This is a genomic window from Citrobacter sp. Cpo074 (assembly GCF_030332745.1).
GTDB lineage: Bacteria > Pseudomonadota > Gammaproteobacteria > Enterobacterales > Enterobacteriaceae > Citrobacter > Citrobacter portucalensis.
Window position 1 is genome coordinate 678,815 of sequence record NZ_JAOWHG010000033.1, and the last position, 26,856, is coordinate 705,670.

Annotated in this window: 25 protein-coding genes; 9 read left to right on the forward strand and 16 right to left on the reverse strand. The window is 53.7% G+C overall.

The window, feature by feature from the left end:
* Positions 1-13: 13 nt before the first annotated feature.
* Both nudK and aegA read right to left on the reverse strand, forming a co-directional pair.
* Positions 14-589: a GDP-mannose pyrophosphatase NudK gene (gene nudK, locus OGX83_RS17630; protein ID WP_008785426.1), complete on the reverse strand. Its 576-nt coding sequence runs from the start codon at positions 587-589 to the stop codon at positions 14-16.
* Positions 590-745: 156 nt separating this feature from the next.
* A complete protein-coding gene (gene aegA, locus OGX83_RS17635) occupies positions 746-2,725 on the reverse strand; it encodes a formate-dependent uric acid utilization protein AegA (protein ID WP_008785428.1) in 1,980 nt (659 codons plus the stop codon).
* Positions 2,726-2,985: 260 nt separating this feature from the next.
* Between aegA and narQ the strand changes: the two genes are divergently transcribed.
* Positions 2,986-4,683: a nitrate/nitrite two-component system sensor histidine kinase NarQ gene (narQ, locus tag OGX83_RS17640; protein ID WP_020996701.1), complete on the forward strand. Its 1,698-nt coding sequence runs from the start codon at positions 2,986-2,988 to the stop codon at positions 4,681-4,683.
* A 184-nt stretch (positions 4,684-4,867) separates the two neighbouring features.
* Positions 4,868-7,981 carry a multidrug efflux RND transporter permease AcrD gene (gene acrD, locus OGX83_RS17645; RefSeq protein ID WP_286588749.1) on the forward strand — a complete coding sequence of 1,038 codons (3,114 nt, stop codon included), beginning with the start codon at positions 4,868-4,870 and terminating at the stop codon, positions 7,979-7,981.
* A gap of 75 nt (positions 7,982-8,056) precedes the next feature.
* Here acrD and ypfM read toward each other — a convergent pair whose 3' ends face one another.
* A complete protein-coding gene (ypfM, locus tag OGX83_RS17650; RefSeq protein WP_001386977.1) occupies positions 8,057-8,116 on the reverse strand; it encodes a protein YpfM in 60 nt (19 codons plus the stop codon).
* Between the two features lie 389 nt (positions 8,117-8,505).
* Between ypfM and OGX83_RS17655 the strand changes: the two genes are divergently transcribed.
* From OGX83_RS17655 to OGX83_RS17665, 3 genes are read left to right on the forward strand one after another with little or no spacing between them, the layout of a single operon-like run.
* Positions 8,506-8,862: an ArsC family reductase gene (locus OGX83_RS17655; RefSeq protein WP_003835078.1), complete on the forward strand. Its 357-nt coding sequence runs from the start codon at positions 8,506-8,508 to the stop codon at positions 8,860-8,862.
* A 3-nt stretch (positions 8,863-8,865) separates the two neighbouring features.
* Positions 8,866-9,993 (forward strand): succinyl-diaminopimelate desuccinylase, encoded by a 1,128-nt coding sequence (dapE, locus tag OGX83_RS17660; RefSeq protein ID WP_003037976.1) that lies wholly within the window; start codon positions 8,866-8,868, stop codon positions 9,991-9,993.
* Positions 9,994-10,020: 27 nt separating this feature from the next.
* Positions 10,021-10,221 carry a YpfN family protein gene (locus tag OGX83_RS17665; protein WP_003835080.1) on the forward strand — a complete coding sequence of 67 codons (201 nt, stop codon included), beginning with the start codon at positions 10,021-10,023 and terminating at the stop codon, positions 10,219-10,221.
* A gap of 103 nt (positions 10,222-10,324) precedes the next feature.
* Here the strand turns inward: OGX83_RS17665 and ypfH are convergent, their stop codons facing one another.
* The 6 genes from ypfH to dapA form a co-directional block, all read right to left on the reverse strand.
* The gene (ypfH, locus tag OGX83_RS17670; protein ID WP_008785432.1) at positions 10,325-11,023 is read right to left on the reverse strand and encodes an esterase; all 699 of its coding nucleotides are present in this window, start codon (positions 11,021-11,023) and stop codon (positions 10,325-10,327) included.
* 73 nt (positions 11,024-11,096) lie between these two features.
* Positions 11,097-13,112 (reverse strand): tRNA(Met) cytidine acetyltransferase TmcA, encoded by a 2,016-nt coding sequence (locus OGX83_RS17675; protein ID WP_286588751.1) that lies wholly within the window; start codon positions 13,110-13,112, stop codon positions 11,097-11,099.
* 15 nt (positions 13,113-13,127) lie between these two features.
* Positions 13,128-13,991, reverse strand: a complete 864-nt coding sequence (gene ypfJ / locus OGX83_RS17680) for a KPN_02809 family neutral zinc metallopeptidase (RefSeq protein ID WP_032944186.1) — start codon at positions 13,989-13,991, stop codon at positions 13,128-13,130.
* A gap of 128 nt (positions 13,992-14,119) precedes the next feature.
* Positions 14,120-14,833: a phosphoribosylaminoimidazolesuccinocarboxamide synthase gene (gene purC, locus OGX83_RS17685; RefSeq protein WP_003835086.1), complete on the reverse strand. Its 714-nt coding sequence runs from the start codon at positions 14,831-14,833 to the stop codon at positions 14,120-14,122.
* A 111-nt stretch (positions 14,834-14,944) separates the two neighbouring features.
* Positions 14,945-15,979 carry an outer membrane protein assembly factor BamC gene (gene bamC, locus OGX83_RS17690; protein ID WP_003835088.1) on the reverse strand — a complete coding sequence of 345 codons (1,035 nt, stop codon included), beginning with the start codon at positions 15,977-15,979 and terminating at the stop codon, positions 14,945-14,947.
* A 16-nt stretch (positions 15,980-15,995) separates the two neighbouring features.
* Positions 15,996-16,874, reverse strand: coding sequence for a 4-hydroxy-tetrahydrodipicolinate synthase (dapA, locus tag OGX83_RS17695; RefSeq protein WP_003037957.1), 879 nt, complete (start codon positions 16,872-16,874; stop codon positions 15,996-15,998).
* A 145-nt stretch (positions 16,875-17,019) separates the two neighbouring features.
* On the opposite strand from dapA, the gene OGX83_RS17700 reads away from it, so the two are divergent.
* Together OGX83_RS17700 and bcp are read left to right on the forward strand one after the other, a co-directional pair.
* The gene (locus OGX83_RS17700; RefSeq protein ID WP_003037954.1) at positions 17,020-17,592 is read left to right on the forward strand and encodes a glycine cleavage system transcriptional repressor; all 573 of its coding nucleotides are present in this window, start codon (positions 17,020-17,022) and stop codon (positions 17,590-17,592) included.
* Positions 17,592-18,062: a thioredoxin-dependent thiol peroxidase gene (gene bcp, locus OGX83_RS17705; RefSeq protein WP_003037951.1), complete on the forward strand. Its 471-nt coding sequence runs from the start codon at positions 17,592-17,594 to the stop codon at positions 18,060-18,062. The genes OGX83_RS17700 and bcp overlap by 1 nt, the downstream gene beginning before the upstream one ends.
* 107 nt (positions 18,063-18,169) lie before the next feature.
* Here bcp and iadA read toward each other — a convergent pair whose 3' ends face one another.
* The 4 genes from iadA to OGX83_RS17725 all read right to left on the reverse strand — a co-directional run bounded on the left by iadA (position 18,170) and on the right by OGX83_RS17725 (position 21,698).
* The gene (iadA, locus tag OGX83_RS17710) at positions 18,170-19,333 is read right to left on the reverse strand and encodes a beta-aspartyl-peptidase (RefSeq protein WP_286588753.1); all 1,164 of its coding nucleotides are present in this window, start codon (positions 19,331-19,333) and stop codon (positions 18,170-18,172) included.
* 11 nt (positions 19,334-19,344) lie between these two features.
* On the reverse strand, positions 19,345-19,806 hold the full coding sequence (locus tag OGX83_RS17715) for a YjiG family protein (protein WP_286588755.1): 462 nt from the start codon (positions 19,804-19,806) through the stop codon (positions 19,345-19,347).
* 1 nt (position 19,807) lies between these two features.
* The gene (locus OGX83_RS17720; RefSeq protein ID WP_032944189.1) at positions 19,808-20,467 is read right to left on the reverse strand and encodes a nucleoside recognition domain-containing protein; all 660 of its coding nucleotides are present in this window, start codon (positions 20,465-20,467) and stop codon (positions 19,808-19,810) included.
* 166 nt (positions 20,468-20,633) lie between these two features.
* Complete coding sequence (locus tag OGX83_RS17725) at positions 20,634-21,698, reverse strand: AI-2E family transporter (RefSeq protein WP_003037941.1); 1,065 nt, start codon at positions 21,696-21,698, stop codon at positions 20,634-20,636.
* A gap of 226 nt (positions 21,699-21,924) precedes the next feature.
* Here OGX83_RS17725 and bepA point away from each other — a divergent pair, with 226 nt between their 5' ends.
* The gene (gene bepA / locus OGX83_RS17730) at positions 21,925-23,388 is read left to right on the forward strand and encodes a beta-barrel assembly-enhancing protease (protein WP_008785438.1); all 1,464 of its coding nucleotides are present in this window, start codon (positions 21,925-21,927) and stop codon (positions 23,386-23,388) included.
* 123 nt (positions 23,389-23,511) lie between these two features.
* Entirely contained in the window at positions 23,512-23,871 is a 360-nt protein-coding gene (arsC, locus tag OGX83_RS17735; RefSeq protein WP_003037937.1) for an arsenate reductase (glutaredoxin), read from the forward strand.
* A gap of 35 nt (positions 23,872-23,906) precedes the next feature.
* On the opposite strand, the gene OGX83_RS17740 is transcribed toward arsC, so the two are convergent.
* The 3 genes from OGX83_RS17740 to upp form a co-directional block, all read right to left on the reverse strand.
* Positions 23,907-24,608 (reverse strand): DnaA inactivator Hda, encoded by a 702-nt coding sequence (locus OGX83_RS17740; protein WP_211924219.1) that lies wholly within the window; start codon positions 24,606-24,608, stop codon positions 23,907-23,909.
* Positions 24,609-24,703: 95 nt separating this feature from the next.
* Entirely contained in the window at positions 24,704-25,993 is a 1,290-nt protein-coding gene (gene uraA / locus OGX83_RS17745) for a uracil permease (protein WP_286588757.1), read from the reverse strand.
* Between the two features lie 96 nt (positions 25,994-26,089).
* Entirely contained in the window at positions 26,090-26,716 is a 627-nt protein-coding gene (gene upp / locus OGX83_RS17750) for a uracil phosphoribosyltransferase (RefSeq protein ID WP_003835110.1), read from the reverse strand.
* Positions 26,717-26,856: the final 140 nt, after the last annotated feature.

Sequence of the window (26,856 nt, forward strand, 5' to 3'; positions counted from 1 at the left end):
TAAATCCCGCGCATTAGTCCATGAGATGCGATGACTGCAAATAGTTCAGCAATAGCACCGTTTTACCGTCACGGATCTCACCCGTTTTGATCATTTCCAGCGCCTGTGTGAACGGCAGTTCCAGAACTTCAATATCTTCATCTTCCACGCCGCCACCCGCGTTTGTCCGCTGACTGTCACGGTATTGCGCGATGAAGAAGTGGATTATTTCCGTCACACCGCCCGGCGACATGTATAGCTCAAACAGTTTACGTACTTCACCCACTTCAAAGCCGGTCTCTTCAATCGCCTCTTTTCGAATACATGCTTCCGGTTCGTCGTTATCCAGCAGCCCGGCGCAGGTTTCAATCAGTTGACCGTCTTCGTTACCGTTGACCCATGTCGCAACGCGAAACTGGCGGATGAGCACCACCGTTTTCTTCTCCGGGTTATACAGCAGGATTGTGGCGCCGTTGCCACGATCGTAAACCTCACGTTTGTGACGGATCACCTCTCCATTCTTACGGGTCAGGTCATAAGTGATATTGCGCAGGACGAAGTAGTTATCGGAAAGGACTTTATCTTTGATGAGGGTAATTTTTTGCGACATACCGGCTCCACAGCAAGAAGTGAGAAATAATACTACGCCGTGAAACCGGGTTTGTCTTGGAACAATATAGGCCTGATAAGCAAAGCGCCATCAGGCATTCATGCGGCACATTGCCGGATGGCAACGCTAACGCGTTTTATCCGGCCTACTCGCCGATTAATGAGATTTGACTGATTTTACGCCCAGCCAGTCGACGATCCCCTGGGCGGCGTGCCGCCCTTCCGCCATAGCCGTAACCACCAGGTCTGCACCGCGTACCGCGTCACCACCGGCAAAGATTTTCGGGTTACTGGTTTGATAACGGTATGCACTTTCAACATCGGCGGCAATGCGCCCCCAGTTATCGACTTTAACGCCATGCGACTCCAGCCACGGCATGCCGTGTGGGTGAAAACCAAACGCCATAATCACCGCATCTGCGGGCATCACAAACTCACTCCCGGCAATGGGAACCGGGCGGCGACGGCCCTGCGCATCAGGTTCGCCAAGTTGAGTACGTAAGAAACGCACACCGCTGACTCGCCCATCGGCATGCAACACCAGCTCAACCGGCTGAACGTTAAACTCGAAATTTGCCCCCTCTTCCCGGGCGTTCTTCACCTCTTTTTTCGAGCCGGGCATGTTGGCTTCATCACGACGATAGGCGCAGGTCACCTGGCTTGCGCCATGACGCAGGGCGGTTCGCACACAGTCCATTGCCGTATCGCCTCCGCCCAGCACAACCACGTTTAGTCCGGCGGTATCGATAAACGGTTCTTCAGGCAGTTCCTCCAGCCCCATCACCTGCTTGGTGTTGGCAATCAGGAACGGCAGCGCATCATACACGCCTGGCGCGTCTTCATTTGGCAGGTCAGCCTTCATGGAACGATAGGTTCCTACACCCACGAACACGGCATCGTAATCCTCCAGCAGCTTTTCAAGCGCGACATCCTTACCCACTTCACAGTTAAGTTCAAAATGAATGCCCATGGCGCTGAAGATTTCACGGCGACGCGCCAGCAGCGATTTGTCCAGCTTGAAGGCCGGAATACCGAACGTCAGCAAACCGCCAATTTCAGGATGGCGATCGTAAACGGTGGCGCTGACGCCGCTGCGCGCAAGCACATCCGCACAGGCCAGACCCGCCGGACCCGCACCGATGATGGCAACACGCTTGTCCACTTTCTGCACATGGCTTAAGTCCGGTCGCCATCCTTTACTCAGCGCCCGATCGGAGATGTAACGCTCAATATTACCGATGGTAACTGCGCCATGCTCGCTACGCACCGTACATGCCCCTTCGCAGAGTCGATCCTGCGGGCATACGCGTCCGGTCACCTCCGGCAGGCAGTTGGTCTGGTGAGAAAGCTCAACCGCCGCGTCGATATTCCCGGCTTTGACCAGTTCAATCCACTGCGGAATGTGGTTATGCAGTGGACAGGTCCATTCGCAAATACTGTGGTCGCCGCATTTCAGGCAGCGAGAGGCTTCGCGCTCCGCCTGCGCCGTACGAAACGGCAGATAGATCTCTTCAAAGCTGGTTTTCCGGGCCTCAATCGCCAGTTTATCCGGCTCCCCGCGCGCAGGCGTCGCCTGCATTTGCTCACGTTTAGTGATGACATGTGGAACAAAATCGGTAGTGCTGGCATGCCATGGCTGGCTTTCCAGACTTGCGGTACGCAGCCTGCGCGCTTTTGACAGACCGGTAAGCGAATTTTCCGTCACCAGCTGTAACGCCTGCGCCGGACAGTTCTCTACGCAGGCGGGTCCCTGTTCACGCCCCTGGCACAGATCGCATTTGTGCGCGGTAGCTTTCACCTTCCCTTTGGCGACGGGAGTGAGTACGATCTGCATCGTGCCGAAAGGACAGGCTACAACGCACGATTTACAGCCAATACACTTTTGCGGGTTCACCTGAACGCTGTCGTTATCATGGCTAATTGCCCCGTTTGGGCAACTTCTGGCGCAGGGTGCATCTTCGCAGTGGTGGCAGGTCACCGCGCTGCGCTGCTGCTGATGCTTAATGACGGTAATTCGGGGCTGAAAATGCCGTTGGCTCAGGACATGCTGTTCGCCATTGTGAGCCATGACGCAGGCGACCTCACAGGCATGGCATCCCAGGCACTGCTGGCTATTGACCATAATAAAACGATTCATGGCTTCCTTCTTTTTTGGTTGCAAAAACCTTATTCTTTATAAGAGTGTTATTAACCGACACGGAAGGAAGCGGCAATGTTCATTTGCCCAGGAAGCACAACTATTTATCCAGAACCTGTGGCAGATCAATTTATTTCATCGCATATGAAATTGCGTTTCAGTTACCATCCAGTTTCATGGCGTTTTATTAACATTTATCAAATACACCGCATCGTTCACGCTGTTTTCAGGCGCGACGTGTATTGTGTGAGGATGCACAAGTGACGGTAAAGCGTCCGGTCTCGGCCAGTCTGGCTAAAGCTTTTTTCTACATAGTGATGCTGTCGATTCTCTCAACGGGTATTGCGCTGCTCACGCTGACCAGCAGCTTGCGAGATGCCGAAGCCATCAACGTTGCTGGCTCATTGCGCATGCAAAGCTACCGTCTGGGTTACGATCTACAAAGCCAGAGCCCGCAGCTTAACGCCCACCGCCAGCTTTTCCAGCAGGCGCTAAACTCGCCAGCATTACAGAATCTGAACGCGTGGTATGTGCCACAAGCGGTAAAAAGCCGCTATGGACGTCTGCATGCTAACTGGCTGGAAATGAACGCCCGCCTGATCGACGGCGATTTAAAATGGTACCAGGCCAACATCAACAACTACGTCGATCAGATCGATCTCTTCGTGCTGGCGTTGCAGCATTATGCCGAGCGTAAAGTAATGCTGGTATTTGGCATCTCGCTGGCGGGCGGGATCGGCATATTCACCCTCGTCTTCTTTACCCTGCGGCGCATTCGCCAGCAGGTGGTGCGTCCGCTGAATAAACTGGTGATGGCCAGTCAGCAAATTGAACACGGTCAATTTGATATCCCACCGCTGGATACCGGTTTGCCTAATGAACTGGGGTTGCTGGGCAAAACATTTAGCCAGATGTCGAGTGAATTACACAAACTGTATCGCTCGCTGGAAGCGTCTGTGGCCGAGAAAACTCACGATCTCCACGAAGCCAATCGCCGTCTGGAGGTGTTGTATCAGTGCTCCCAGGCGTTAAATACCAGCCAGATTGACGTGCACTGCTTCCGCCATATTTTACAGATCGTCCGCGAACATGACGCCGCGTATTTCCTTGAACTCACCGTCGGTGATAACTGGCGGATTAGCGAAGGGACTAAAAGCCTCGAGCTACCGATGCAGATCCTGCCTGTCACCATGCAGGAAACCGTCTACGGCGAACTGCACTGGCAAAGTCCAAACGTCAATGCTTCTACTCCGCTGCTCAACAGCGTCTCCTCGATGCTGGGACGCGGGTTGTACTTCAACCAGGCGCAAAAACATTTTCAGCAGCTGTTGTTAATGGAGGAGCGAGCGACGATTGCACGCGAGCTGCACGACTCGCTGGCGCAGGTGCTCTCTTATTTACGCATTCAGCTCACGTTGCTTAAACGTTCAATCCCGGAGGATAACGCCCCGGCGCAAAGCATTATGGCGGATTTCTCCCAGGCGCTGAATGATGCCTATCGTCAATTGCGCGAGCTGCTGACCACCTTCCGTCTGACCTTACAGCAGGCAGACTTACCCTCCGCCCTGCATGAAATGCTGGAAACGCTGCAAAATCAAACCTCAGCTAAACTCACACTCGACTGTCGGTTACCCACGCTGGCGTTGGATGCGCAAATGCAGGTGCACCTGTTGCAGATCATCCGCGAAGCGGTGCTGAACGCCATTAAGCATGCCAGCGCGAGCGAAATTGCCGTCAGCTGCGTAACGGCTCCGGACGGCAACCACACGGTTTATATCCGCGATAACGGCATCGGCATTGGCGAACCACACGAGCCTACGGGGCACTACGGTTTAAATATTATGCGCGAACGAGCGGAAAGACTGAGCGGCACGCTGACCTTCTCTCAACCCTCCGGAGGGGGCACGCTGGTGAGCATCAGTTTCCGTTCGGCTGAATCAGACAGTGAGCTAACGTAAAGAACCGCAAAGCGCCGTCGGGTCTGGATCCAGGCCTGACGGCGTTGGCACGAAAGGTATGCTGTAAACGGGCATGATAATTTACATTATCTTCTTTTTTTCTCCACGTTTGACCCGTACCTTGCCGCTAAAGTGAAGCAAGCCATACCCATAACGATACGCAGAAACACGAGGTCCTCTTTTAATGGCGAATTTTTTCATCGATCGCCCCATTTTTGCCTGGGTGTTAGCTATCCTGTTGTGCCTGACAGGAGCCCTGGCTATTTTTTCACTGCCCGTTGAGCAATATCCCGATCTGGCACCGCCAAACGTGCGGGTCACCGCCAACTATCCTGGCGCTTCGGCTCAGACTCTGGAAAACACCGTCACCCAGGTTATCGAGCAGAACATGACCGGTCTCGATAACCTGATGTACATGTCATCGCAGAGCAGCGGGACAGGTCAGGCTACGGTTACGTTGAGCTTCGTTGCCGGAACCGATCCTGACGAGGCCGTCCAGCAGGTGCAAAACCAGCTGCAATCGGCAATGCGTAAACTGCCGCAGGCGGTACAGGATCAGGGGGTCACGGTGCGTAAGACCGGGGACACCAATATTCTGACTATCGCCTTTGTCTCCACCGATGGCTCAATGGATAAGCAGGACATCGCCGACTACGTCGCCAGTAACATTCAGGATCCACTCAGCCGTATTAACGGCGTGGGAGATATTGACGCTTACGGCTCACAGTACTCCATGCGTATCTGGCTTGACCCGGCCAAACTGAACAGTTTCCAGATGACCGCTAAAGATGTGACCGACGCTATCGAGTCACAGAATGCGCAGATTGCCGTCGGACAACTTGGCGGTACGCCTTCGGTGGACAAGCAGGCGCTGAACGCGACGATCAACGCCCAGTCGCTACTGCAGACTCCGGATGAATTCCGCGCCATTACGCTATGCGTCAACCAGGATGGTTCAGAAGTTAAACTGGGCGATGTGGCGACGGTCGAAATGGGTGCTGAAAAGTATGATTACCTCAGCCGCTTTAATGGAAATCCTGCCTCCGGCCTGGGCGTGAAGCTGGCTTCAGGCGCCAATGAAATGGCGACAGCAACGCTGGTCATTAACCGTCTGAACGAGCTGTCACAGTATTTTCCGCATGGGCTGGAATATAAGGTGGCTTATGAAACCACCTCCTTTGTCAAAGCCTCAATCATCGACGTGGTAAAAACCCTGCTGGAAGCTATTGCACTGGTATTCCTCGTGATGTACCTGTTCCTGCAAAACTTCCGCGCCACGCTGATTCCCACCATCGCCGTTCCCGTCGTCCTGATGGGTACCTTCTCCGTGCTTTACGCCTTTGGCTATAGCGTAAACACCTTGACGATGTTTGCGATGGTGCTGGCGATCGGTCTGCTGGTCGATGACGCCATTGTGGTGGTGGAAAACGTCGAGCGTATTATGAGTGAGGAAGGACTCTCACCACGGGAAGCGACACGAAAATCTATGGGGCAAATCCAGGGCGCGCTGGTCGGTATCGCCATGGTGCTGTCAGCGGTGTTTATCCCGATGGCCTTCTTCGGCGGCACTACCGGGGCTATTTACCGCCAGTTCTCGATTACTATCGTCTCCGCCATGGTGCTGTCTGTTCTGGTGGCGATGATCCTGACCCCCGCACTGTGCGCCACCCTGCTCAAACCGCTGCATAAGGGCGAGCATCACGGACAAACCGGTTTCTTCGGCTGGTTTAACCGGATGTTTAATCGCAACGCCGAGCGCTACGAAAAAGGCGTTGCCAGAATTCTGCACCGCAGCCTGCGCTGGATACTGATCTACGGCCTGCTGCTCGGTGGAATGGTTTTCCTGTTCCTGCGCCTGCCAACCTCCTTCCTACCGCTGGAAGACCGCGGCATGTTTACCACCTCGGTACAGCTGCCCAGCGGCTCCACACAGCAGCAAACATTGAAAGTGGTTGAGGAAGTGGAGAAGTATTACTTCACCCATGAGAAAGACAACATTATGTCAGTCTTTTCCACGGTCGGTTCTGGCCCTGGCGGGAACGGTCAAAACGTGGCGCGTATGTTTGTCCGCTTAAAAGACTGGGATGAGCGCGACACCACTACCGGAACCTCTTTCGCCATCATCGAACGTGCGACCAAAGCCTTTAATAAGATTAAAGAAGCCCGCGTCTTCGCCAGCAGCCCTCCGGCTATCAGCGGCCTCGGAAGCTCTGCCGGTTTCGATATGGAGCTGCAGGATCACGCCGGTGCGGGCCATGATGCGTTAATGGCCGCGCGCGACAAACTCATTGAGCTGGCAGGGAAAGACACGTCCCTTACCCGCGTTCGTCATAACGGTCTGGACGACAGCCCGCAGTTGCAAATTGATATCGATCAGCGCAAAGCCCAGGCGCTGGGCGTTTCCATCGACGACATCAATGACACATTGCAAACGGCCTGGGGTTCCAGCTACGTCAATGACTTTATGGACCGGGGCCGCGTGAAGAAGGTTTACGTGCAGGCGGCAGCAAAATATCGCATGCTCCCGGACGACATTAACTTGTGGTACGTCCGCAATAACAACGGTGGCATGGTGCCTTTCTCGGCCTTTGCGACTTCACGCTGGGAAACGGGTTCTCCACGTCTGGAACGCTATAACGGCTACTCCGCAGTCGAGATTGTCGGCGAAGCCGCGCCCGGCGTCAGTACCGGTACGGCAATGGACGTGATGGAATCGCTGGTGCGCCAGTTGCCGACAGGGTTTGGCCTCGAATGGACTGCGATGTCTTATCAGGAACGGCTGTCGGGCTCTCAGGCCCCTGCCCTGTACGCCATTTCTTTGCTGGTCGTGTTCCTGTGTCTGGCGGCACTGTACGAAAGCTGGTCGGTACCCTTCTCCGTCATGCTGGTCGTGCCGCTGGGGGTTATTGGCGCGCTACTGGCGACCTGGATGCGCGGCCTGGAAAACGATGTGTATTTCCAGGTCGGGTTACTTACCGTTATCGGGCTATCGGCGAAGAACGCAATATTGATTGTTGAATTCGCCAATGAGATGAACGAGAAAGGACACGATCTGCTCGACGCCACGCTCCATGCTTGTCGCCAACGTTTACGCCCAATTCTGATGACGTCACTGGCGTTTATCTTCGGGGTGCTGCCGATGACCATCAGCAGTGGCGCTGGTTCTGGCGGTCAACATGCGGTGGGGACAGGCGTAATGGGCGGGATGATTTCAGCCACTATCCTGGCGATTTACTTCGTTCCCCTGTTCTTTGTGCTGGTGCGCAGACGCTTCCCATTGAAGCCACGCCCAGAATAATCGGACACAAAAAAGGCGACTTACGTTGAGTCGCCTTTTTTTATCCTTTACAGGATATGAATTTCTTCCAGAAAATTATTTACGAAGCATCACTTCGATAAAGTCTTTCCAGTTCCCCAGTTCACGTTCAATCATAACAACCTCTCTTATTATTATGGGCATTCTACGAAATCATCATCATTAAAAGAAGGCAATTTAACCGATGGTTGCGATTGATTCCTCCAGTGTTTGGGGTTTATGTGATCACTATGCGCTATACCCATAAATTTTATGTGACTTACTGCAATATTTTGAAATATTCATACATCATCTACTACTTTTGCAATTCTGATGAAAAAACAGGCTGATGCAAACAGGCAGATTCTGATTTTTAGTTATACGGTATTTTTTGGAGCTTTCAGGAATCATTATTCACTGTTGTTCAACAATGTTATATTTTTCTATAACGATTGAATGACAATATGTATTATTCATTGCCACAGAACATAAGAATAAATATTCAAATTACGTCAATAAGGATTCAAATGATCACCCTTTACGGCATTAAGAATTGCGACACGATTAAAAAAGCCAGACGCTGGTTGGAGGCTCAAGGTATTGACTACCGTTTTCATGATTATCGCGTCGACGGTCTGGACAACACGCTATTACAGTCCTTTATCAGCGAATTAGGTTGGGAGGCGCTGCTCAATACGCGTGGAACCACCTGGCGTAAACTCGATGAATCCACGCGCAGTCAAATCACCGATGCGGCTTCCGCCGCCGCGTTGATGATTGAAATGCCAGCAATTATCAAACGCCCATTGCTCTGCGCGCCGGGTAAGCCTATGCTGCTTGGTTTCAGTGAATCCAGTTATACTCTGTTTTTTAATGAGGTGTAGTCTATGTCGTGCCCGGTCATTGAGCTGACACAGCAGCTTATTCGCCGTCCTTCCCTGAGCCCGGATGATGCCGGGTGCCAGGCGTTAATGATTGAACGCCTGCGCGCGGTAGGTTTTACCGTTGAGCGAATGGACTTTGGTGACACACAGAATTTTTGGGCATGGCGCGGTAAAGGTGAGACCCTGGCATTTGCCGGTCACACCGACGTAGTGCCTGCCGGCGATGTCGATCGCTGGATCAATCCACCGTTCGAACCGACCATTCGCGATGGCATGTTGTTCGGGCGTGGCGCTGCCGATATGAAGGGTTCACTGGCGGCGATGGTCGTGGCCGCAGAACGTTTTGTCGCCCAGCATCCAAACCATCAGGGTCGTCTGGCCTTTTTGATAACGTCTGACGAAGAAGCCAGCGCCAAAAACGGCACCGTGAAGGTGGTTGAAGCGCTGATGGCGCGTAATGAACGACTGGATTATTGCCTGGTGGGTGAGCCATCCAGCACGGAAATCGTTGGCGACGTGGTGAAAAATGGACGTCGTGGTTCACTGACCTGCAACCTGACCATTCACGGCGTGCAGGGCCACGTAGCCTATCCGCATCTGGCCGATAACCCGGTACACCGCGCGGCCCCCATGCTCAACGAACTGGTGGCGATCGAGTGGGATCAGGGTAACGAATTCTTCCCGGCGACCAGCATGCAGATTGCCAATATCCAGGCTGGAACCGGCAGCAACAACGTTATCCCTGGAGAACTGTTTATCCAGTTCAACTTCCGTTTCAGCACTGAGCTGACCGATGAGATGATTAAAGCACGGGTTCACGCGCTGCTGGAGAAACATCAGCTGCGTTATACCGTCGACTGGTGGCTTTCCGGTCAGCCGTTCCTGACCGAACGCGGTAAACTGGTGGATGCAGTGGTGAACGCCATTGAGCACTATAATGAGATTAAACCGCAGTTACTGACTACAGGCGGGACGTCCGACGGGCGTTTTATTGCCCGCATGGGGGCGCAGGTAGTAGAACTTGGGCCGGTCAACGCCACTATTCATAAAATTAATGAATGTGTTAATGCCGCCGACCTGCAGCTGCTTGCCCGTATGTATCAACGTATCATGGAGCAACTCGTCGCCTGATGAGTGTTCCTGTAAGAGGAAATGAGCATGGACTGGCTGGCAAAATATTGGTGGATTCTGGTGTTGGTGTTTCTGGTAGGCGTGCTGCTGAACGTGATTAAAGATCTCAAGCGCGTCGATCACAAGAAATTTCTTGCCAACAAGCCGGAGCTTCCCCCGCATCGTGACTTTAACGATAAATGGGATGACGACGACGATTGGCCGAATAAGGACCAACCGAAGAAATAATTAGTAGGCCGATAATTCCCGTAGGCCCGGTAAGCGTTAGCGCCACCGGGCATTACGTGCCGGATGGCAAGGCTTCGCGTTTTATCCGGCCTACGGTGATCAATCAGATCATGGTAATCACATCATCATCGTGAGGCTTACCGCCGCTCAGCGCTTCATCAAAGTAGTGCTTCGGTACGGTAAAACGCAGATGATCGAGCGCAAACTGCATGCTGCGTTCATCAATGGCGTGCCCCAGATTTTCGACGATATCCAGCGTCACATCCCCACCGGCGCGAATTAACGCTTCCTGCGCGGCAACGGCATGAGATAACTCAATTACCCGGTCTTCACCACCGTGAATCAAATGCACCGTCGTCGCGGTGGTTGCAGCCTCTGGCAAGGTGGCATAGCGGCCATTGAAGGCGATGACCCGCGACGCCAGCCCCGGCTCAGCTTTGATGCTCTCAAGTGACATAATCGAACCTTGAGAAAAACCAATCAGCGCGGTTGCCTGCGGCGAAACGCCGCTTTGCTTCTGCCAGTAGCGCACGGTTTCGATAAACACCGGCATAATGGCGTCAACACGTTCCTGACGATTCTCTTCTGTTACGCCCTGCACCGAAAACCACTGACGTCCGGACGTCGTTCCGTAAGGCTCTGCTCCACCAATGCTAACGATTAGCGCATCCGGAAACAGCGGCGCAAACCAGGAGCCGATTTCGCCCATGGCAACCGGGTTATCGCCGACGCCATGAAACAGCAGCAGTAGCTGTTGAGCGGGTTTATCGGGACTTTGAACAACAAAATGGTCATGTTTCATGGCGATCTCCTTAACTGATGAGAATCATTCTACGCCGCTTAACCGCAATGACCATGCCAGGAAATTGAAGAAGTTAGTGAAAAAATTGCCATTGCATAATGCGATTATGTAGCCGCTGTTCACGCTCTGCATCCAGCTGATTTAATGCCTGCGCCGCTTCGGCGCGCTGAATGACCAGCAACGCTTTACGACCAGAAATCTTGAGCTGTTGGCACAATTCGGCGTCGCTACGTTTAGCCTGGATGCGTCCGCGCAAGGCCGGAAGAGGTAACTCACTGTGCTCAAGCAGACGACTCAGACAGCCTAGCGACGTCAATAATGGCCGATGCGCGAAGGCAAACCCGGCCAGCTCAGCCCAGTCATCCTCATTAAGCGTAGTCTCTTTCAGCGGGACCAGCGGAATGCTCTCACCGTTCCATCGCGCAAGGATTTCCGCATCACGGCGCAAATGCTGGTGCTCCCGCTCGGCAAGGCGTTTCCCCGCTTCGCTAATGGGAAGTAACGCCATGGCGGTATAACAGCCGCTGCTGGCTTCCCGATGATTTCCCATTCGCACCAGCACAAAACCGCAACGTTGCCAGAAACGCCATAGTTCAGCCGTATACCCAAAACTGACCGACAGATAGTCACACGATGTGGAATAGCGGTAGGCCAGCATAATCAGCTGTTGCCCAATACCTTCTCTTTGGCGCGCAGGATGAACCGCAATTCGACTGACCCGTCTCCCGACGAGCGTCGCCGCCAACGGGTCACCACCGTGCGCCGCCAGCGACTGCGCAACCAGATTCCCTCTCGGTCGACGATATCCGGCCCAGACAGCCTGGCTTAATTCCGCGGATAGTCCCCCTTCATCGACCAACCAGACGGCTCCCGCTACGGAGTCAGCGGTTGATGCCTGAAGAAAATGCTGACCAGGCGCGTCCATCATCCGCCGCAGGTCCAATGGCGAGGTGCGATAATGCGCTCCAGAAAGCAGCTGGTATACCGCTAACGGCAGCGCCGGATTAGCATGCCAGGACTGTTGCTCAAATGCCGAGAAGTGAAGCTCCCCCAATGGGGCATGCGTGAACGTTTCATCATCAAACACCAGCGCATCGCTGACGATTTGCTCCAGCGGACATCCCTGCGCCCAGCGTACCGGTTGCTGCAACTCATAGCGTTGAAGATTGGGGAAGCGGGCACAGAATTTCAGCAAGAAGCCTCGACCCGTTCCCTCGTAGCCTTGTACTGTAGTGGTTAACAGCGTACGAGGAAAACACGCCACCAGTTGATGCAGCAGCGGCGCGGGGATCGCGGCGGCTTCATCCACAATTAGCCAGTCTGCGATTGCAGAACTGCTTAACAGCGCATCCGGGGCCATAAAACGGTAACGCTCTCCGGCAAATTGCGCCAGCACATCGGTTGCCGCTTTGGCAGGCGCTGTCACAATCGCAGTGCCGTTAATCCGCGCTATGAGTTGCCCTGCCAGAGCGGACTTGCCCCGACCCCGTGCGGCCGTCACCGCAACCACACCGGGAGGCATAGCCAGCAAATGATTTAATATCATCGCCTGTTCTGGCTGGGGTTCGCCGGTTGCCGCATGCCAGGCTGCGCGAGCAGGAAAATGCGGACAGGTAACCGGCTGATGCTGCTGCCAGTGCAGAGCCTGTCTATCGCGGGAAATCACCCGTTTGACGTGTTCGATAAAGTGCGGTGTAGGGATAGGTTCAGCACAATCGCTCCAGCGTAGTGAATCCGCGTCCGGATGCGTGTGCCAGGAATGCCAGGGTGGGGTCAGCAAAACCAGCCAACTGCCAGCAAGCAGTGTGCCGCATAAGGCGGCAAACGCCGCAGCGTCAAAACCCTGCCCTGCGTCAAAAACCGCATGACGAAACTCGCGCCCTAATAATGTTTTTAGCGCCTGCGGCGTACAGCACGGCTCGGTAGGGGCTTGCTCCCCTACCCACAGCCAGTCGCCGGGTAACGTGCTACGTAGCGCTAATGCCTGTTCCTGACACCAGTTATCCTCGCCGCTGATAATCAGCAGACGACGGATCCCTTCGTGGGTCATTTGTTCGGTTAACGCGCTCAGCGCCGTGTTATCGGACATCCCTGCCTCAGTATCTTAAATACCTTTACCAAAAGTATTACATTGCCCCGGATCGCCGCTGTCAAAGCCGCGTTTGAACCAGGTAAAACGCTGTTCAGAGGTTCCGTGAGTAAAGCTGTCCGGTACTACGCGTCCTTGTCCCTGCTGTTGCAGACGATCGTCACCAATGGCCTGTGCGGCGTTCAGTGCCTCTTCCAGGTCACCAGACTCCAGTACGCCCTGCTGCTGCATGCTGTGGCCCCAGACACCGGCAAAGCAGTCTGCCTGCAGTTCCATTCGAACGGAAAGACGGTTCACTTCTGCCTGTGAGGCATTCTGCTGCATCTGACGAACTTTAGGTTCAATGCCCAGCAGTTTCTGCACGTGGTGACCCACTTCATGGGCGATAACATAGCCCTGAGCAAAATCACCATCGGCGCCCAGCTTGTTTTTCATGTCGTCATAGAATGAAAGGTCGATGTAAACCGTACCATCTGCCGGGCAATAAAACGGTCCCATCACGGACTGACCCGCGCCGCAGCCGGTACGCGTCGCGCCCCGGTACATCACCAGCTTCGGCTGTTGGTAGGTGCGACCCATTTTTTCAAACTGCTGTCCCCAGGTATCTTCTGTTGTAGCCAGAATCACCGAGGTAAATTTTGCCGCTTCATCATCGTTTGGGCTGATGGAGCGTGATGATTGCTGTTGGGAGACCGGCTGGCCAGTCATTAGCCCGGTGAGATCCACGCCATAGTAACCCGCCACCAGCACCACAATCAGCAGGATGATGCCTCCTTTACCACTGGGCAGACGAAAACCAGGCCCACCCATAGAGGGGCCGCCAGAGCTGTTTCGTCTGTCTTCCACGTTGTCACTTTCACGACGCCCTTGCCAGCGCATAATCACCTCAACTTTTTATTCATTATGATGATGATCGTAGGCGGTTCGGAACAGGATTACCATAAGAAATAGTAATCAAATCAGGTGGGGTTAATGAGCCGGAGAGCGATCGCCGGCTCAGGGGATGATTAGTCTAACTTCACACCCAGGCGATGCGCGACGGCTTCATAGGCTTCGATCAGGCCGCCCAGACTCTGGCGGAAGCGATCTTTGTCCATTTTATCCAGCGTTTCTTTGTCCCACAGGCGGCTACCGTCCGGTGAGAATTCATCACCCAGGACCACTTCACCTTTATACAAACCAAACTCAAGTTTGAAGTCGACCAGAATCAGACCAGCATCATCAAACATCTTTTTCAGCACGTCGTTAGCTTTGTAGGTCAGCTCTTTCATACGTGCCAGATTCTCTTTGCTCACCCAACCAAAAGTTTCGCAATAGGAATCGTTAATCATTGGATCGTGCATAGCATCGTTTTTCAGGAACAGATCAAACAGCGGCGGATTCAGTTCAATACCTTCCTCAACGCCTAAACGCTTAACCAGAGAGCCTGCCGCGCGGTTACGTACCACACATTCAACCGGTACCATCTCCAGTTTTTTCACCAGACATTCGGTATCAGAAAGCAGTCGCTCCATCTGGGTAGGAATACCCGCTTCTTGCAGTTTAGTCATAATGAAATGGTTGAATTTGTTGTTCACCATGCCTTTACGGTCAAACTGTTCAATGCGCGCGCCATCCCCTGCTGACGTATCATTGCGGAATTCGAGCACCAACAGGTCCGGGTTTTCCGTGCTGTATACGGTCTTCGCTTTACCACGATACAACTCAGCTTGCTTTTGCATCTTTATTACTCCTGGGTGTGAATTAACGATAAATATTGCGTTTTTCTGCCGACGCACACGTTTGCGTATCATATCAGAAAAAAAGGGCTGGAGTTATCCAGCCCTTTATTTTTACTTACTGAACGCTGCCTGGAAGACGGCGACCAGCGCGTCGTTCTGGCTTTGCGTCAGGGTATGCCCCTTCGGATCGATAAACTGCAAGCTGCTGCGGTTGTCTAAATCACCGACCTGCAGTTTATAGTCGCCGGATACCAGACCCGGATCGCTTGCGCCCAACTCCTGCCAGTTGCTATCGGACAGTGGTTTGTAGGTCACCGCGATGCTGCCCTGAGAACGGGTGCTGTCGGTTACCTTCATCCCCACTTTCTCAAGCGCTGCCGGCAGACGCTGCCACACCACGTTGAACGGCCCACGTACCACCAGCATTGGTAAACCGGTGTCATCGGCGGCGCTCTGAACATCCATGGTGGCTGCAGAGCGGTTCTGCGCGGCATTCGCGGCGTCGGTGGCGTTCTTATCCAGACCAGCAGAGATAACGTTCATCATCTCAGCGCTGTAACGCTGCATTGATGCCGCATCGGCTACGGGTTTACCCGCCTGCTCGAGGTTAACCAGTTTCACCGTTACCGCTTGCTGATAGCCCTGCGGTTTAACCGAGATTTGATAACGTCCACGGTACTGCTCGTCTTCATCCAGACGGTTCCAGTCAACCCAGTCGGTGGTCAACGTCTGGCTGGCATCATCACGTTTGGTGATCGTGTAGTTTTTAGACTGAATGACGCTAACGACCTGCGGCCACAGTGTGTTGCCACGACCGTTTTCCACCAGTAATGTCGACGTATCACCCGCGATCTGTGTGCGAGCACCGGTGACTAATGCTAACGGCTGAGCCGGTGGACGAATATCCAGCGCTTTACCCACGGCACCACTGCCGTTGGTTACCGGGATATTATAGTCGCCCGACATAACCGGCAAAATCATCCCAGCTGGAGCATGAAGCTCAGCAAGCGGTGCGGCCTCCAGATAGGATTCATCACCGCTCACCTGGCGCTTATAGCGCGAGTCAGAGCTACAGGCCGCGAGCAACATAACAAGCGAAACACCCGCAACCTTGGCCAGGCGCGACTTTTGTACTGAGTAAGCCATCAAATCTCCCTAAACTTTACAGCAAACCGGCATGCTTAAGCGCCGCTTTGACGATTTCACGAGCATTGTCCGTGATTGGCGTCATCGGCAGACGTAGCGTATCGGTCGCCACAAGTCCCAACTCCTTACACGCCCATTTCACGGGGATAGGATTGGGTTCGACAAATAGTTTGTTGTGTAACGGCATCAGACGCTGGTTAATCACCCGCGCCTCGGCAAATTGCCCGGCTGCCGCCAGTTTGCACATTTCAGCCATATCACGTGCCGCAACGTTAGACGTTACGGAAATCACGCCATGACCACCGAGCTGCATAAAATCCAGTCCGGTCGCGTCATCACCGCTGAGCAGAATAAAGTCGTCCGAAACCAGCTCTTTGATCTGGTGAACGCGACTTAAGTTCCCCGTGGCTTCTTTAATAGCGATAATATTTTTAACTTTCGCCAGACGACCAACGGTTTCCGGCAGCATATCGCAGCCAGTACGGGACGGCACATTATACAGAATTTGCGGCAGGTCAGTATGCTCAGCGATGGCTTTGAAATGCTGGAACAAACCTTCCTGGGTTGGGCGGTTGTAGTAAGGCGTCACCGTCAGGCAGCCGACAACACCGCTGTCGTTGAAACGCTGCGTCAGACTAATGGCTTCCGCGGTCGCATTGGCGCCGGTTCCGGCAATCACCGGAATACGCCCGTCAGCCAGTTCCAGCGTCATCATCACCACATCGCCATGTTCATCATGACTCAGGGTGGCGGACTCACCGGTGGTGCCAACAGAAACGATCGCCGAGGTGCCGCTGGCGACATGATAATCAATCAGTTTTTTCAGGCTCGACCGGCAGACTTTACCTTTCTCATCCATCGGCGTAACAAGCGCGACAATACTTCCCGTGAACATGGGCCATCCTCTGTGCAAACAAGTGTCTCAATGGTACGTTTGGTACGACAATAAAAGCAAGCGACCAGAGCCGTTCTGATTGTTGTATGCATGTTTTTTTTATGCTTTCCTTATGATTACCTCACCGCTCAAAGGAAGAACAGGTTTGACATCGTCATCGCAACACTATCTGGTCATTACTGCGCTGGGTGCCGATCGCCCAGGAATTGTGAACACCATCACACGTCATGTCAGCAGTTGCGGCTGTAATATCGAAGACAGCCGACTGGCCATGCTGGGTGATGAGTTCACGTTTATCATGTTGCTGTCGGGCACCTGGAATGCCATCACCCTGATTGAATCAACCCTGCCATTAAAAGGCGCAGAGCTGGATTTACTCATTGTGATGAAGCGCACAACCGCGCGCCCCCGTCCGGCGATGCCTGCTACGGTATGGGTGCAGGTCGATGTCCCTGATTCTCCCCATTTGATTGAACGCTTCACCGCTCTGTTTGACAGCCACCAAATGAATATTGCGGAACTGGTTTCACGCACGCAACCGGCTGAGAATGGAAAGGCGGCGCAGTTGTTTATTCAAATTACCGCACATAGTCCTGCGTCACATGATTCGGCAAATATTGAAGATGCGTTTAAAGCACTCTGTACAGAACTCAATGCGCAAGGCAGTATTAACGTCGTCAATTACTCACAGCATGATGAACAGGATGGAGTTAAGTAATGAACCCACTGAAAGCCGGTGATATCGCACCGAAATTTAGCTTGCCGGATCAAGACGGAGAACAAGTAAATTTAACCGACTTCCAGGGACAGCGTGTTCTGGTTTATTTTTACCCGAAAGCCATGACACCCGGCTGTACCGTACAGGCCTGCGGCCTGCGCGATAACATGGATGAGTTAAAAAAAGCGGGTGTTGAAGTGCTGGGGATCAGCACCGACAAACCAGAGAAGCTTTCCCGATTCGCGGAGAAAGAAGTCCTGAATTTCACGCTCCTGTCCGATGAAGATCATCAGGTTTGCGAGCAGTTCGGCGTCTGGGGTGAGAAGTCATTTATGGGCAAAACCTACGATGGCATCCACCGCATCAGCTTCCTGATTGATGCCGAAGGGAAAATTGAGCATGTGTTTGATGACTTCAAAACCAGCAACCACCACGACGTGGTATTGAATTGGCTGAAAGAGAACGCCTGACCGTGAAATGCCGGATGGCGGCGTGAACACCTTATCCGGCCTACAAATGCACGCGCGTAGGCCGGATAAGACGCGTTAGCGTCGCCATCCGGCAGATGACCGCCCGGTTACTCAAACGTCCCTTCCACACACGCTTTCTGCTCCCTGACTACGGCTTTTCCCTTCGCCCACAGGTGATGAACTTCCAGCGCGTCGTTGAGCACCAGAATGTCCGCATCGCATCCCACCGCCAGACGCCCTTTATGCTCCAGTGCCAAAAATTCTGCGACCGTACGCGTCAGCGGACACAGCGCCTGTTCCAGCGGTATGGCATGAACCTTCACCAACTGGCGCACCGTCTCAGCCAGTGATTCAAACCCCGCGACACCGATGCCGGTGAGATTGCCAAGCTCATCAAATTCCGGCTGGCTGCCGTTGCCATCCGAGCTCAGGGTAATGCGCGACAGCGGCACGTTCTGGCGCAGCGCCGTGGCGATAGCCGTGGCGGGGTCGACGGGCTCATCAATGCTGCTGGTAATGTCGATATAACCGCCTTTACGGGCATACTCCAGCGCCGCCTGGAACAACGGTTCCGCACGGTTAACGTGTGTCGGCAACAGTTTAGTAATCGGCACATCGCAACAGTCAAGGATCTGGTACAACGGTTCCAGCATGCGCGGGCTGTCGCCCATATGGAAAACGCTGATCCCCGGTTTGCGCCCTAACAATCCGCCGACACGCGACTGCGCCGCCATATTTGCCAGCGCCGAAGTATCCGGGGCTGAAGAACGATGGTCCGAAACCGCACACTTCACGCCAATCACTTTATCGATCAGCGCCACGTCGCGATCGATGCTGCCGGTGATAGTCGGGGAAGGCAGAGAGTACGCCCCGGTCAGCATCCAGGCGCTGATACCTTCAAACTCCAGCGCGCGGGTTTTTGCCAGCAGCGATTCAGGGTGACGGGTAATGCCATCGGTACCCAGCAAACCCACCACCGACGTGACACCAGCTTCAACCAGCCGTGACAAGCGCACTTCCGGCGTGCGGGTATGCGGCCCCGCTTCCCCACCGCCGCCAATAAGATGGACGTGTTGATCGATAAATCCTGGGCACACAATCGCGCCGTCAAGATTGATACACTCGCAACCGGGAAAGTCTTCAGGAGAAATTGACGGGGCGATGGCAACAATTTTGCTGCCGGAGACCAGTATATCCTGTCGCCCTAAATCTTCCGGCGCATACACGTGTCCCTGCTGGAACAACGTCAAATCAAGAATTGAAAAGTTCATAACCTTCCTTGTCAGGCAATAACCTGCATAACCCAAATAGAGAGCAGCGAATTAATGACGCATACCGCAATAATTAGCGGATAATAACGAGGATGAACCCCCGCGGTCCCCAGACAACGGCCCACATTTTGCACCGGATTGCCCATCAGGTAGATAGCCGGTAACAACACCGTGGCATCATGTCCCGAAAGCGTACCGGCGACAACCAGGCTGGCGCACACGCCGACACCGCCTCCCATACTCATCACCGCTGCCAGCAGCACAGTGGCAGATTCCCCTGGCAGCCCCCACAGCGCCATTACCGGCTCGCATACCCGCCCGACAACCTCGAGCAGCCCTGTCACCTTCAGCGCCTGAATAATCACAAACGCCATCACCACGTTAGGCAACAGACTGGTTGTTGCAATGGTAAACCCGCGCCGTGCGCCATCGATAAACATATCCATGACGTTTTTACGTACCTGCGTTGTCATCTCACGCCTCCTGCTGCATACGGCGATTTTCCAGCTGCGCGATCCACACACGCAACAGGTTCGCACCCACAAATTTGAAGACAAGGATCACCGCCAGCGGCGTAATCACCGGAACGGTCACCATCGTAAACAGCGCTGCGCCAGAAGAAAAATAGTTGGTAATGCACGCGCTACCGCTGGTTTGCCAGCAGGCAAAAATAGCGCGTTCCTGCTCTGTGATAATGCCCTCTTCCGCCATTTCTTTGGTCATCCCTGCCGCGGCATCGGTATTTTGCAAATTCGCAATCAACGCCAGCGAACAAATACCCGGAATGCCCAGTAACGGACGCAGGACCGGCGTCATCAGCTGTTGTGCCGCGCGCAACCCACCCAACCCTTCGGTGACGGAAATAATCCCGAGCGAAAGAATGACGGAAGGCGCCAGTTCAAGCGCGAATAAGAAGCCGTCTTTTGCCCCCATCCCCCCAGTGCCACGAAAAGAGACCGCCGTGTCGCCCGCAGCATTAATCTGCCCAAACGCACCGTTGAGGACGGTGAAGTCAAAGACCCGCCACCATTCGGTACTTTTCGCAAACATGCCGGAAAAAAGAATAATCGTAATAAAAAAAGCGAGATAACCGCCCCATCCCACCTTTTGCTGCGTGTGTGTGCTGTGACCCATTTTGTTCTCCTGTTGGCCTTAATCCTTGTGTGACTAAAAGACATCACGATGGTCAAGTTAAATACAAACGCGGAGAAAAACGGCAGCAGAAGAGATTATTCAGAAAGTGTGGATAGAGGTCAGACAAGTTCAGATCCGGCGACATGATATCGCCGGATCTTGCAGATTAGGGTTCGTCAACGACCTGACCATCCGGCCAGGCATGCATTACCGCTTTGATTAACGTCGCCAGAGGAATCGCAAAGAATACGCCCCAGAATCCCCACAAACCGCCGAAAATCACCACGGAGAGAATAATCACCAGTGGATGCAGATTGACCGCCTCGGAGAACAGCACGGGAACCAGCAAATTGCCGTCCAGTGCCTGGATTATCAGGTACACGGCAAAACAGCTCCAGAACTCGGTGCCAAGCCCGAACTGGAACAGCGCCACGCCAACCACCGGAATCGTCACCACAAAAGCGCCGATATACGGGATCAGCACCGAGAACCCGACCAACACCGCCAGCAGCAGCGAATAGTTGAGACCAAACAGCAAGAAGCCGAGCCAGGTTGCTACGCCGACCACCACCATTTCCAGCACCTTCCCGCGGATATAGTTGGTGATTTGCTGATTCATCTCTTTCCATACCTGCCCCGCCAGCCCGCGGTTACGCGGCAGCACCCGGCGCACGGCGTTCAGCATCTGTCCTTTATCTTTGATCAGAAAGAACACCATCAATGGGACGAGAACCAGGTAAACCGCCAGCGTCAGCAAACCGACCAGTGAGGCCAGCGAATATTTCACCACCGAATCGCCCATGGTGAGCATTCGCGAGCGCATATTTTCCGCCATCGCATCAATGATGCCCGCATCCATCAGCGCCGGGTAACGTCGTGGCAAGGTGGCGGCAAAATCAGACAATTTATTGAGCATGCCTGGCATGTCGCGGATCAGGTAAATTCCCTGCTGCCACGCAACGGGCATCACCACAAAAGCCATCAGCAGTAAAATACCGACAAACACCACCAGCACAATCGATGTCGCCCAACGCCGTGAACACCCAATATGTTCCAGCCGCACTGTCGGCCATTCAAGCAGGTACGCCAGCACAATGGCGACCAGCAGCGGCGCCAAAAGACCGCTAAAGAAAAACAGGATGCCAAAACCGGCAACAAGAATAATCAGCAGGGCGATGGCTTCGGGGTCGCTAAAGCGGCGACGATACCATTGCATCAACATTTCGAGCATAAAACCCTTCCATGAACCCAATAGCGGGATTGCGATCCCGAATTGTATCGAAATGTCACAAAAAAGACTTCGCTTTTTATGGCTGATTACGCAAAGTGAAAAGACATTTTTCCTGGGTGTTCATCGTCAGGTTTCGCAGTTACACTCCGTAAGCTTGCGGAGTGTGAACGATACTTCACAGCATCGGTCAAATGGCTATCTCAAAAAAGAATACAGGACAGAGGTTATGTTCAGGCAGTTGAAAAAAAACCTGGTTGCTACCCTCATTGCCGCACTGACTATCGGTCAGGTTGCGCCCGCATTTGCTGATACTGCGGACACCCTGCCTGATATGGGAACGTCGGCAGGCAGTACGCTTTCCATAGGACAGGAAATGCAGATGGGCGATTATTACGTACGCCAACTGCGCGGTAGTGCGCCATTAATTAACGATCCATTGCTCACCCAATACATTAATGCACTGGGGATGCGTCTGGTCTCGCACGCCGACTCGGTAAAAACGCCCTTCACCTTCTTTTTGATTAACAACGATGAAATCAACGCCTTTGCTTTCTTTGGCGGCAACGTTGTCCTGCACTCCGCACTATTCCGCTATTCCGACAACGAAAGCCAGCTGGCATCGGTTATGGCGCACGAAATTTCCCACGTCACGCAACGCCACCTGGCGCGTGCCATGGAAGACCAGAAACGTAGCGCACCGCTAACGTGGGTTGGCGCATTAGGTTCAATTTTATTAGCAATGGCCAGCCCGCAGGCGGGTATGGCGGCGCTGACCGGTACGCTGGCGGGTACACGTCAGGGAATGATCAGCTTTACGCAGCAAAACGAACAGGAAGCAGATCGCATTGGTATTCAGGTACTGCAACGCTCGGGATTCGATCCCCAGGCCATGCCAACGTTCCTGGAAAAACTGCTCGACCAGGCTCGTTACTCTTCGCGTCCCCCGGAAATTTTGCTGACTCACCCCCTGCCGGAAAGCCGTCTGTCTGATGCCCGTAACCGCGCCAACCAGATGCGCCCGGTGGTCGTCCAGTCGTCAGAAGATTTTTATCTGGCTAAGGCACGAACCTTAGGCATGTACAACTCTGGTCGTAACCAGTTGACCGATGACCTGCTGAGTAGCTGGTCGAAAGGCAACGTACGTGAGCAACGTGCGGCGCAGTATGGCCGGGCATTGCAGGCGATGGAAGCCAGTAAATACGACGAGGCGCGTAAAGCGCTGCAACCGCTGCTGGCGGCGGATCCTAACAATGCCTGGTATCTCGACCTGGCAACAGATATCGATCTCGGCCAGAAGAAAACCAGTGATGCCATTAACCGCCTGAAAAACGCCCGCGACCTGCGCACTAACCCGGTTCTGCAGCTCAACCTGGCGAATGCCTATTTACAGGGTGGACAAGCCAAAGAGGCGGCGACCATCCTGAATCGCTATACGTTTAACCATAAAGATGACCCTAACGGCTGGGATCTGTTAGCGCAAACAGAAGCCAACCTGAGCAACCGCGATCAGGAGCTGGCGGCGCGCGCGGAGGGGTATGCCCTCGCGGGACGTCTGGATCAGGCTATTTCGATGCTCAGCAGCGCAAGCTCTCAGGTGAAACTGGGTAGCCAGCAGCAGGCCAGATACGATGCCCGTATTGACCAGCTACGCCAGCTGCAAGAACGCTTTAAACCGTACACGAAAATGTAATTATCGAACCCTTGCCGGATGGCGACGCTGTAGCGTCTTATCCGGCCTACGTCAGACGCAATATGTAGGCCGGATAAGGTCTTTTGGCCGCCATCCGGCAGTATTGTTATGCAAGGAGAAGTCATGTCAGACGCGATTAAAATCTACCATAACCCACGCTGCTCCAAGAGCCGTGAAACGCTGGAATTACTGAAGTCCAACGGCGTGGACCCGGAAGTGGTGTTGTATCTGGAAACGCCGGCTGACGCAGCAACCCTGCGTGAACTGTTGCAGATGCTCGGCATGTCCAGCGCGCGTGAACTGATGCGCCAGAAAGAGGATCTCTATAAATCGCTTAACCTGGCGGACAAAAATCTGAGTGAAGACGCGCTAATTCAGGCAATGGTGGAAAACCCGAAACTGATGGAGCGCCCGATTGTGGTTGCCAAAGGTCAGGCTCGAATTGGACGCCCGCCCGAGCAGGTACTGGAAATCGTCGGTTAACCTGCAACCTGCCGCAGTCTGCTCGGCTGCGGCGCTTACAGCTTCAGAATTTCTTTTACGAACGGAATGGTCAACTTACGCTGGGCGGTGATCGACGCATGATCTAACTGATCCAGCGTCATAAACAGCGTTCGCATTTCTCGATCCAGACGCTTTAGCAGAAAACGTCCCACATCTTCCGGCAGTTCAAATCCACGAAGTCTGGCGCGTAATTGCAACGCCTGCAGCTTATCTTCATCGGAAAGCGGTTGTAGCTTGTAGATTTGCCCCCAGTCCAGGCGTGAGGCGAGATCCGGCAACCCCAGATTCAGCTGTCTTGGCGGACGATCGCCGGTGATCAGCAGGCGCGTTTTCCCCGACTCCAGGATACGGTTGTAGAGATCAAAGATCGCCATTTCCCACAGCGAATCGCCGGCCACACATTCGATGTTATCAATGCAAACCAGCGATAAATGCTCCATCCCGTCGAGCACCTCGGGGACGAACCAGGTGCGTTTGTCGAGCGGCACGTAGCCTACCGCATCGCCGCGCGCGGACAGTTCCGCACAGGCTGCATGCAGCAAATGACTACGGCCAGCGCCTTCACGCGACCAGAGATAAATATACCCGCTATGTTCCTGACGCAGCACGTTTTGCAGTGCAGCCAGTAAAGAGGAGTTATCCCCCGGCCAGAAACTTGCGAAAGTTTCGTCGTCAGGAAGATAAAGTGGCAAAGAGAGCTGTGCCGGTGTGTTCAGAGATACCTCAACCCAGGATTTCATAAAATCGCGTTGAGTTTAACACAGAAATACGTCGCGATAGAACCGGGCAGCGCTGCCGCCCGGTCAGAGATTTACTGTTGCGGACTGTCTGCATCTTTCGCGTCAAGCACGACTTCTTCCGGACGCAGCAGGCTGATAACTTTGAAAATCAGGCTCAGACAGACACCAACGATGGTCGCCAGCGCCATGCCTTTCAGCTCTGCGGCACCGATGTGAACTTTCGCGCCACTTACGCCGATGATCAAAATAACCGAGGTCAGGATCAGGTTCTGCGCCTTGTTATAGTCAACCTTCGACTCGATCAGTACGCGAATACCAGAAGCACCAATCACACCGTACAGCAGCAGTGATACGCCGCCCATAACCGGCAGTGGGATAATTTGGATCGCCGCCGCCAGTTTACCCACGCAGGAGAGAAGAATGGCGAAAATTGCCGCACCACCGATAACCCAGGTACTGTAAACGCGGGTGATCGCCATTACGCCGATATTTTCGCCGTACGTGGTGTTCGGCGTAGAGCCGAAGAAACCAGAGATTACCGTAGACAGACCGTTGGCAAACATAGAACGATGCAAGCCAGGATCGCGAATCAAATCTTTTTTCACGATATTCGCCGTCACCACCAGATGCCCGACGTGTTCGGCGATGACCACCAGCGCCGCTGGCAGGATGGTCAGAATGGCAACCCATTCAAAACGCGGCGTGTAGAACGTCGGCAGCGCGAACCAGTGGGCCTGCGCAATCGGCGTAGTGTCCACAACGCCCATCACGAAGGAAAGCGCATAACCGGCCAGCACCCCGATCAGAATCGGGATAATCGCCATAAAACCGCGGAACAATACGGAACCAAAGACCGTTACCGCCAGCGTTACCATAGAAATGATGATGGTTTTTGAATCCGGTAATTGCCCCTCAGCAGGCAGTAACCCCGCCATACCCGCAGCAACGCCAGCCAGCTCCAGACCGATGACGGCAACGATTGCGCCCATCGCCGCAGGCGGGAACATGACATCCAGCCAGCCGGTTCCTGCCTTCTTAACAATGAAAGAAACCAGGCAGAACAAGACGCCGCACATAATGAAACCGCCCAGCGCCACTTCATACCCTAACGGCAGCAGCAGCAGTACCGGGGAAATAAAGGCAAAGCTGGAACCCAGATATGCGGGAATTTTACCCTTACAAATAATGAGATACAGCAACGTACCAATGCCATTAAACAGCAGAACGGTAGCCGGGTTGATGTGGAACAGGACTGGCACCAGTACCGTTGCGCCAAACATGGCGAACAGGTGCTGCAAACTAAGCGGGATTGTCTGTAAAAGCGGCGGTCTTTCACTCACCCCGATAGCACGGCGCGTCATAGTGTTTTCCTCTGAGTGTTGTTTGTTATTAGCCATTGGGTTGTTTTATTCAAAAAAAAGCCGACTCTTAAAGTCGGCTTCTTTTCACTTATTCGTTTACTTAGTACCAAAAATCTTATCGCCGGCATCGCCGAGCCCCGGAATAATGTATCCGTGCTCGTTCAGTCCCTGATCGATGGAGGCGGTGTACAGCTCCACATCCGGGTGCGCTTTTTCCAGTGCCGCGATACCTTCCGGTGCCGCAACCAGGACCAGCACTTTAATGCTGGTGCAGCCTGCATTTTTCAGCAGATCGATAGTGGCGATAACAGAGCCGCCGGTTGCCAGCATTGGGTCAACGATCAGCGCCATACGCTCATCGATGTTAGAAACCAGCTTCTGGAAATACGGAACCGGCTCCAGCGTCTCTTCGTTACGGTACATACCAACAACGCTGATACGCGCGCTCGGAACGTTTTCCAGAACGCCTTCCATCATGCCCAGGCCCGCACGCAGGATAGGCACAACGGTGATTTTTTTGCCTTTGATTTGGTCAACTTCAACTGGACCGTTCCAGCCTTCAATGGTCACCTTTTCGGTTTCCAGACCAGCGGTTGCTTCATAAGTCAGCAGACTGCCAACTTCCGAGGCGAGTTCACGAAAGCGTTTAGTGCTGATGTCGTTTTCACGCATCAGTCCCAGCTTGTGTTTGACGAGTGGGTGTTTGACTTCCACGATCTTCATACTCTTCTCCTTTCCTCAGACGAATGGCAACCACAAAAAAAATCGCCGGATTATACCGCTTTTCCTCTCTGGCGCAACACTGCATACGCTTGATATGGATCAACCAAAGTCATTTGCGTCTGAATGATGAGTATAAAACA

What these genes read in the sequence shown, in the direction of transcription:
- OGX83_RS17720 (WP_032944189.1), bottom strand. Translation starts at nt 20,467, where the DNA reads ATGGGTCACAGCACACACACGCAGCAAAAGGTGGGATGGGGCGGTTAT.
- OGX83_RS17665 (WP_003835080.1), top strand. Translation starts at nt 10,021, where the DNA reads ATGGACTGGCTGGCAAAATATTGGTGGATTCTGGTGTTGGTGTTTCTG.
- upp (WP_003835110.1), bottom strand. Translation starts at nt 26,716, where the DNA reads ATGAAGATCGTGGAAGTCAAACACCCACTCGTCAAACACAAGCTGGGA.
- aegA (WP_008785428.1), bottom strand. Translation starts at nt 2,725, where the DNA reads ATGAATCGTTTTATTATGGTCAATAGCCAGCAGTGCCTGGGATGCCAT.
- OGX83_RS17655 (WP_003835078.1), top strand. Translation starts at nt 8,506, where the DNA reads ATGATCACCCTTTACGGCATTAAGAATTGCGACACGATTAAAAAAGCC.
- OGX83_RS17725 (WP_003037941.1), bottom strand. Translation starts at nt 21,698, where the DNA reads ATGCTCGAAATGTTGATGCAATGGTATCGTCGCCGCTTTAGCGACCCC.
- purC (WP_003835086.1), bottom strand. Translation starts at nt 14,833, where the DNA reads ATGCAAAAGCAAGCTGAGTTGTATCGTGGTAAAGCGAAGACCGTATAC.
- OGX83_RS17675 (WP_286588751.1), bottom strand. Translation starts at nt 13,112, where the DNA reads ATGTCCGATAACACGGCGCTGAGCGCGTTAACCGAACAAATGACCCAC.
- arsC (WP_003037937.1), top strand. Translation starts at nt 23,512, where the DNA reads ATGTCAGACGCGATTAAAATCTACCATAACCCACGCTGCTCCAAGAGC.
- dapE (WP_003037976.1), top strand. Translation starts at nt 8,866, where the DNA reads ATGTCGTGCCCGGTCATTGAGCTGACACAGCAGCTTATTCGCCGTCCT.
- bcp (WP_003037951.1), top strand. Translation starts at nt 17,592, where the DNA reads ATGAACCCACTGAAAGCCGGTGATATCGCACCGAAATTTAGCTTGCCG.
- OGX83_RS17715 (WP_286588755.1), bottom strand. Translation starts at nt 19,806, where the DNA reads ATGACAACGCAGGTACGTAAAAACGTCATGGATATGTTTATCGATGGC.
- bamC (WP_003835088.1), bottom strand. Translation starts at nt 15,979, where the DNA reads ATGGCTTACTCAGTACAAAAGTCGCGCCTGGCCAAGGTTGCGGGTGTT.
- ypfJ (WP_032944186.1), bottom strand. Translation starts at nt 13,991, where the DNA reads ATGCGCTGGCAAGGGCGTCGTGAAAGTGACAACGTGGAAGACAGACGA.
- ypfH (WP_008785432.1), bottom strand. Translation starts at nt 11,023, where the DNA reads ATGAAACATGACCATTTTGTTGTTCAAAGTCCCGATAAACCCGCTCAA.
- acrD (WP_286588749.1), top strand. Translation starts at nt 4,868, where the DNA reads ATGGCGAATTTTTTCATCGATCGCCCCATTTTTGCCTGGGTGTTAGCT.
- iadA (WP_286588753.1), bottom strand. Translation starts at nt 19,333, where the DNA reads ATGAACTTTTCAATTCTTGATTTGACGTTGTTCCAGCAGGGACACGTG.
- uraA (WP_286588757.1), bottom strand. Translation starts at nt 25,993, where the DNA reads ATGACGCGCCGTGCTATCGGGGTGAGTGAAAGACCGCCGCTTTTACAG.
- dapA (WP_003037957.1), bottom strand. Translation starts at nt 16,874, where the DNA reads ATGTTCACGGGAAGTATTGTCGCGCTTGTTACGCCGATGGATGAGAAA.
- bepA (WP_008785438.1), top strand. Translation starts at nt 21,925, where the DNA reads ATGTTCAGGCAGTTGAAAAAAAACCTGGTTGCTACCCTCATTGCCGCA.
- nudK (WP_008785426.1), bottom strand. Translation starts at nt 589, where the DNA reads ATGTCGCAAAAAATTACCCTCATCAAAGATAAAGTCCTTTCCGATAAC.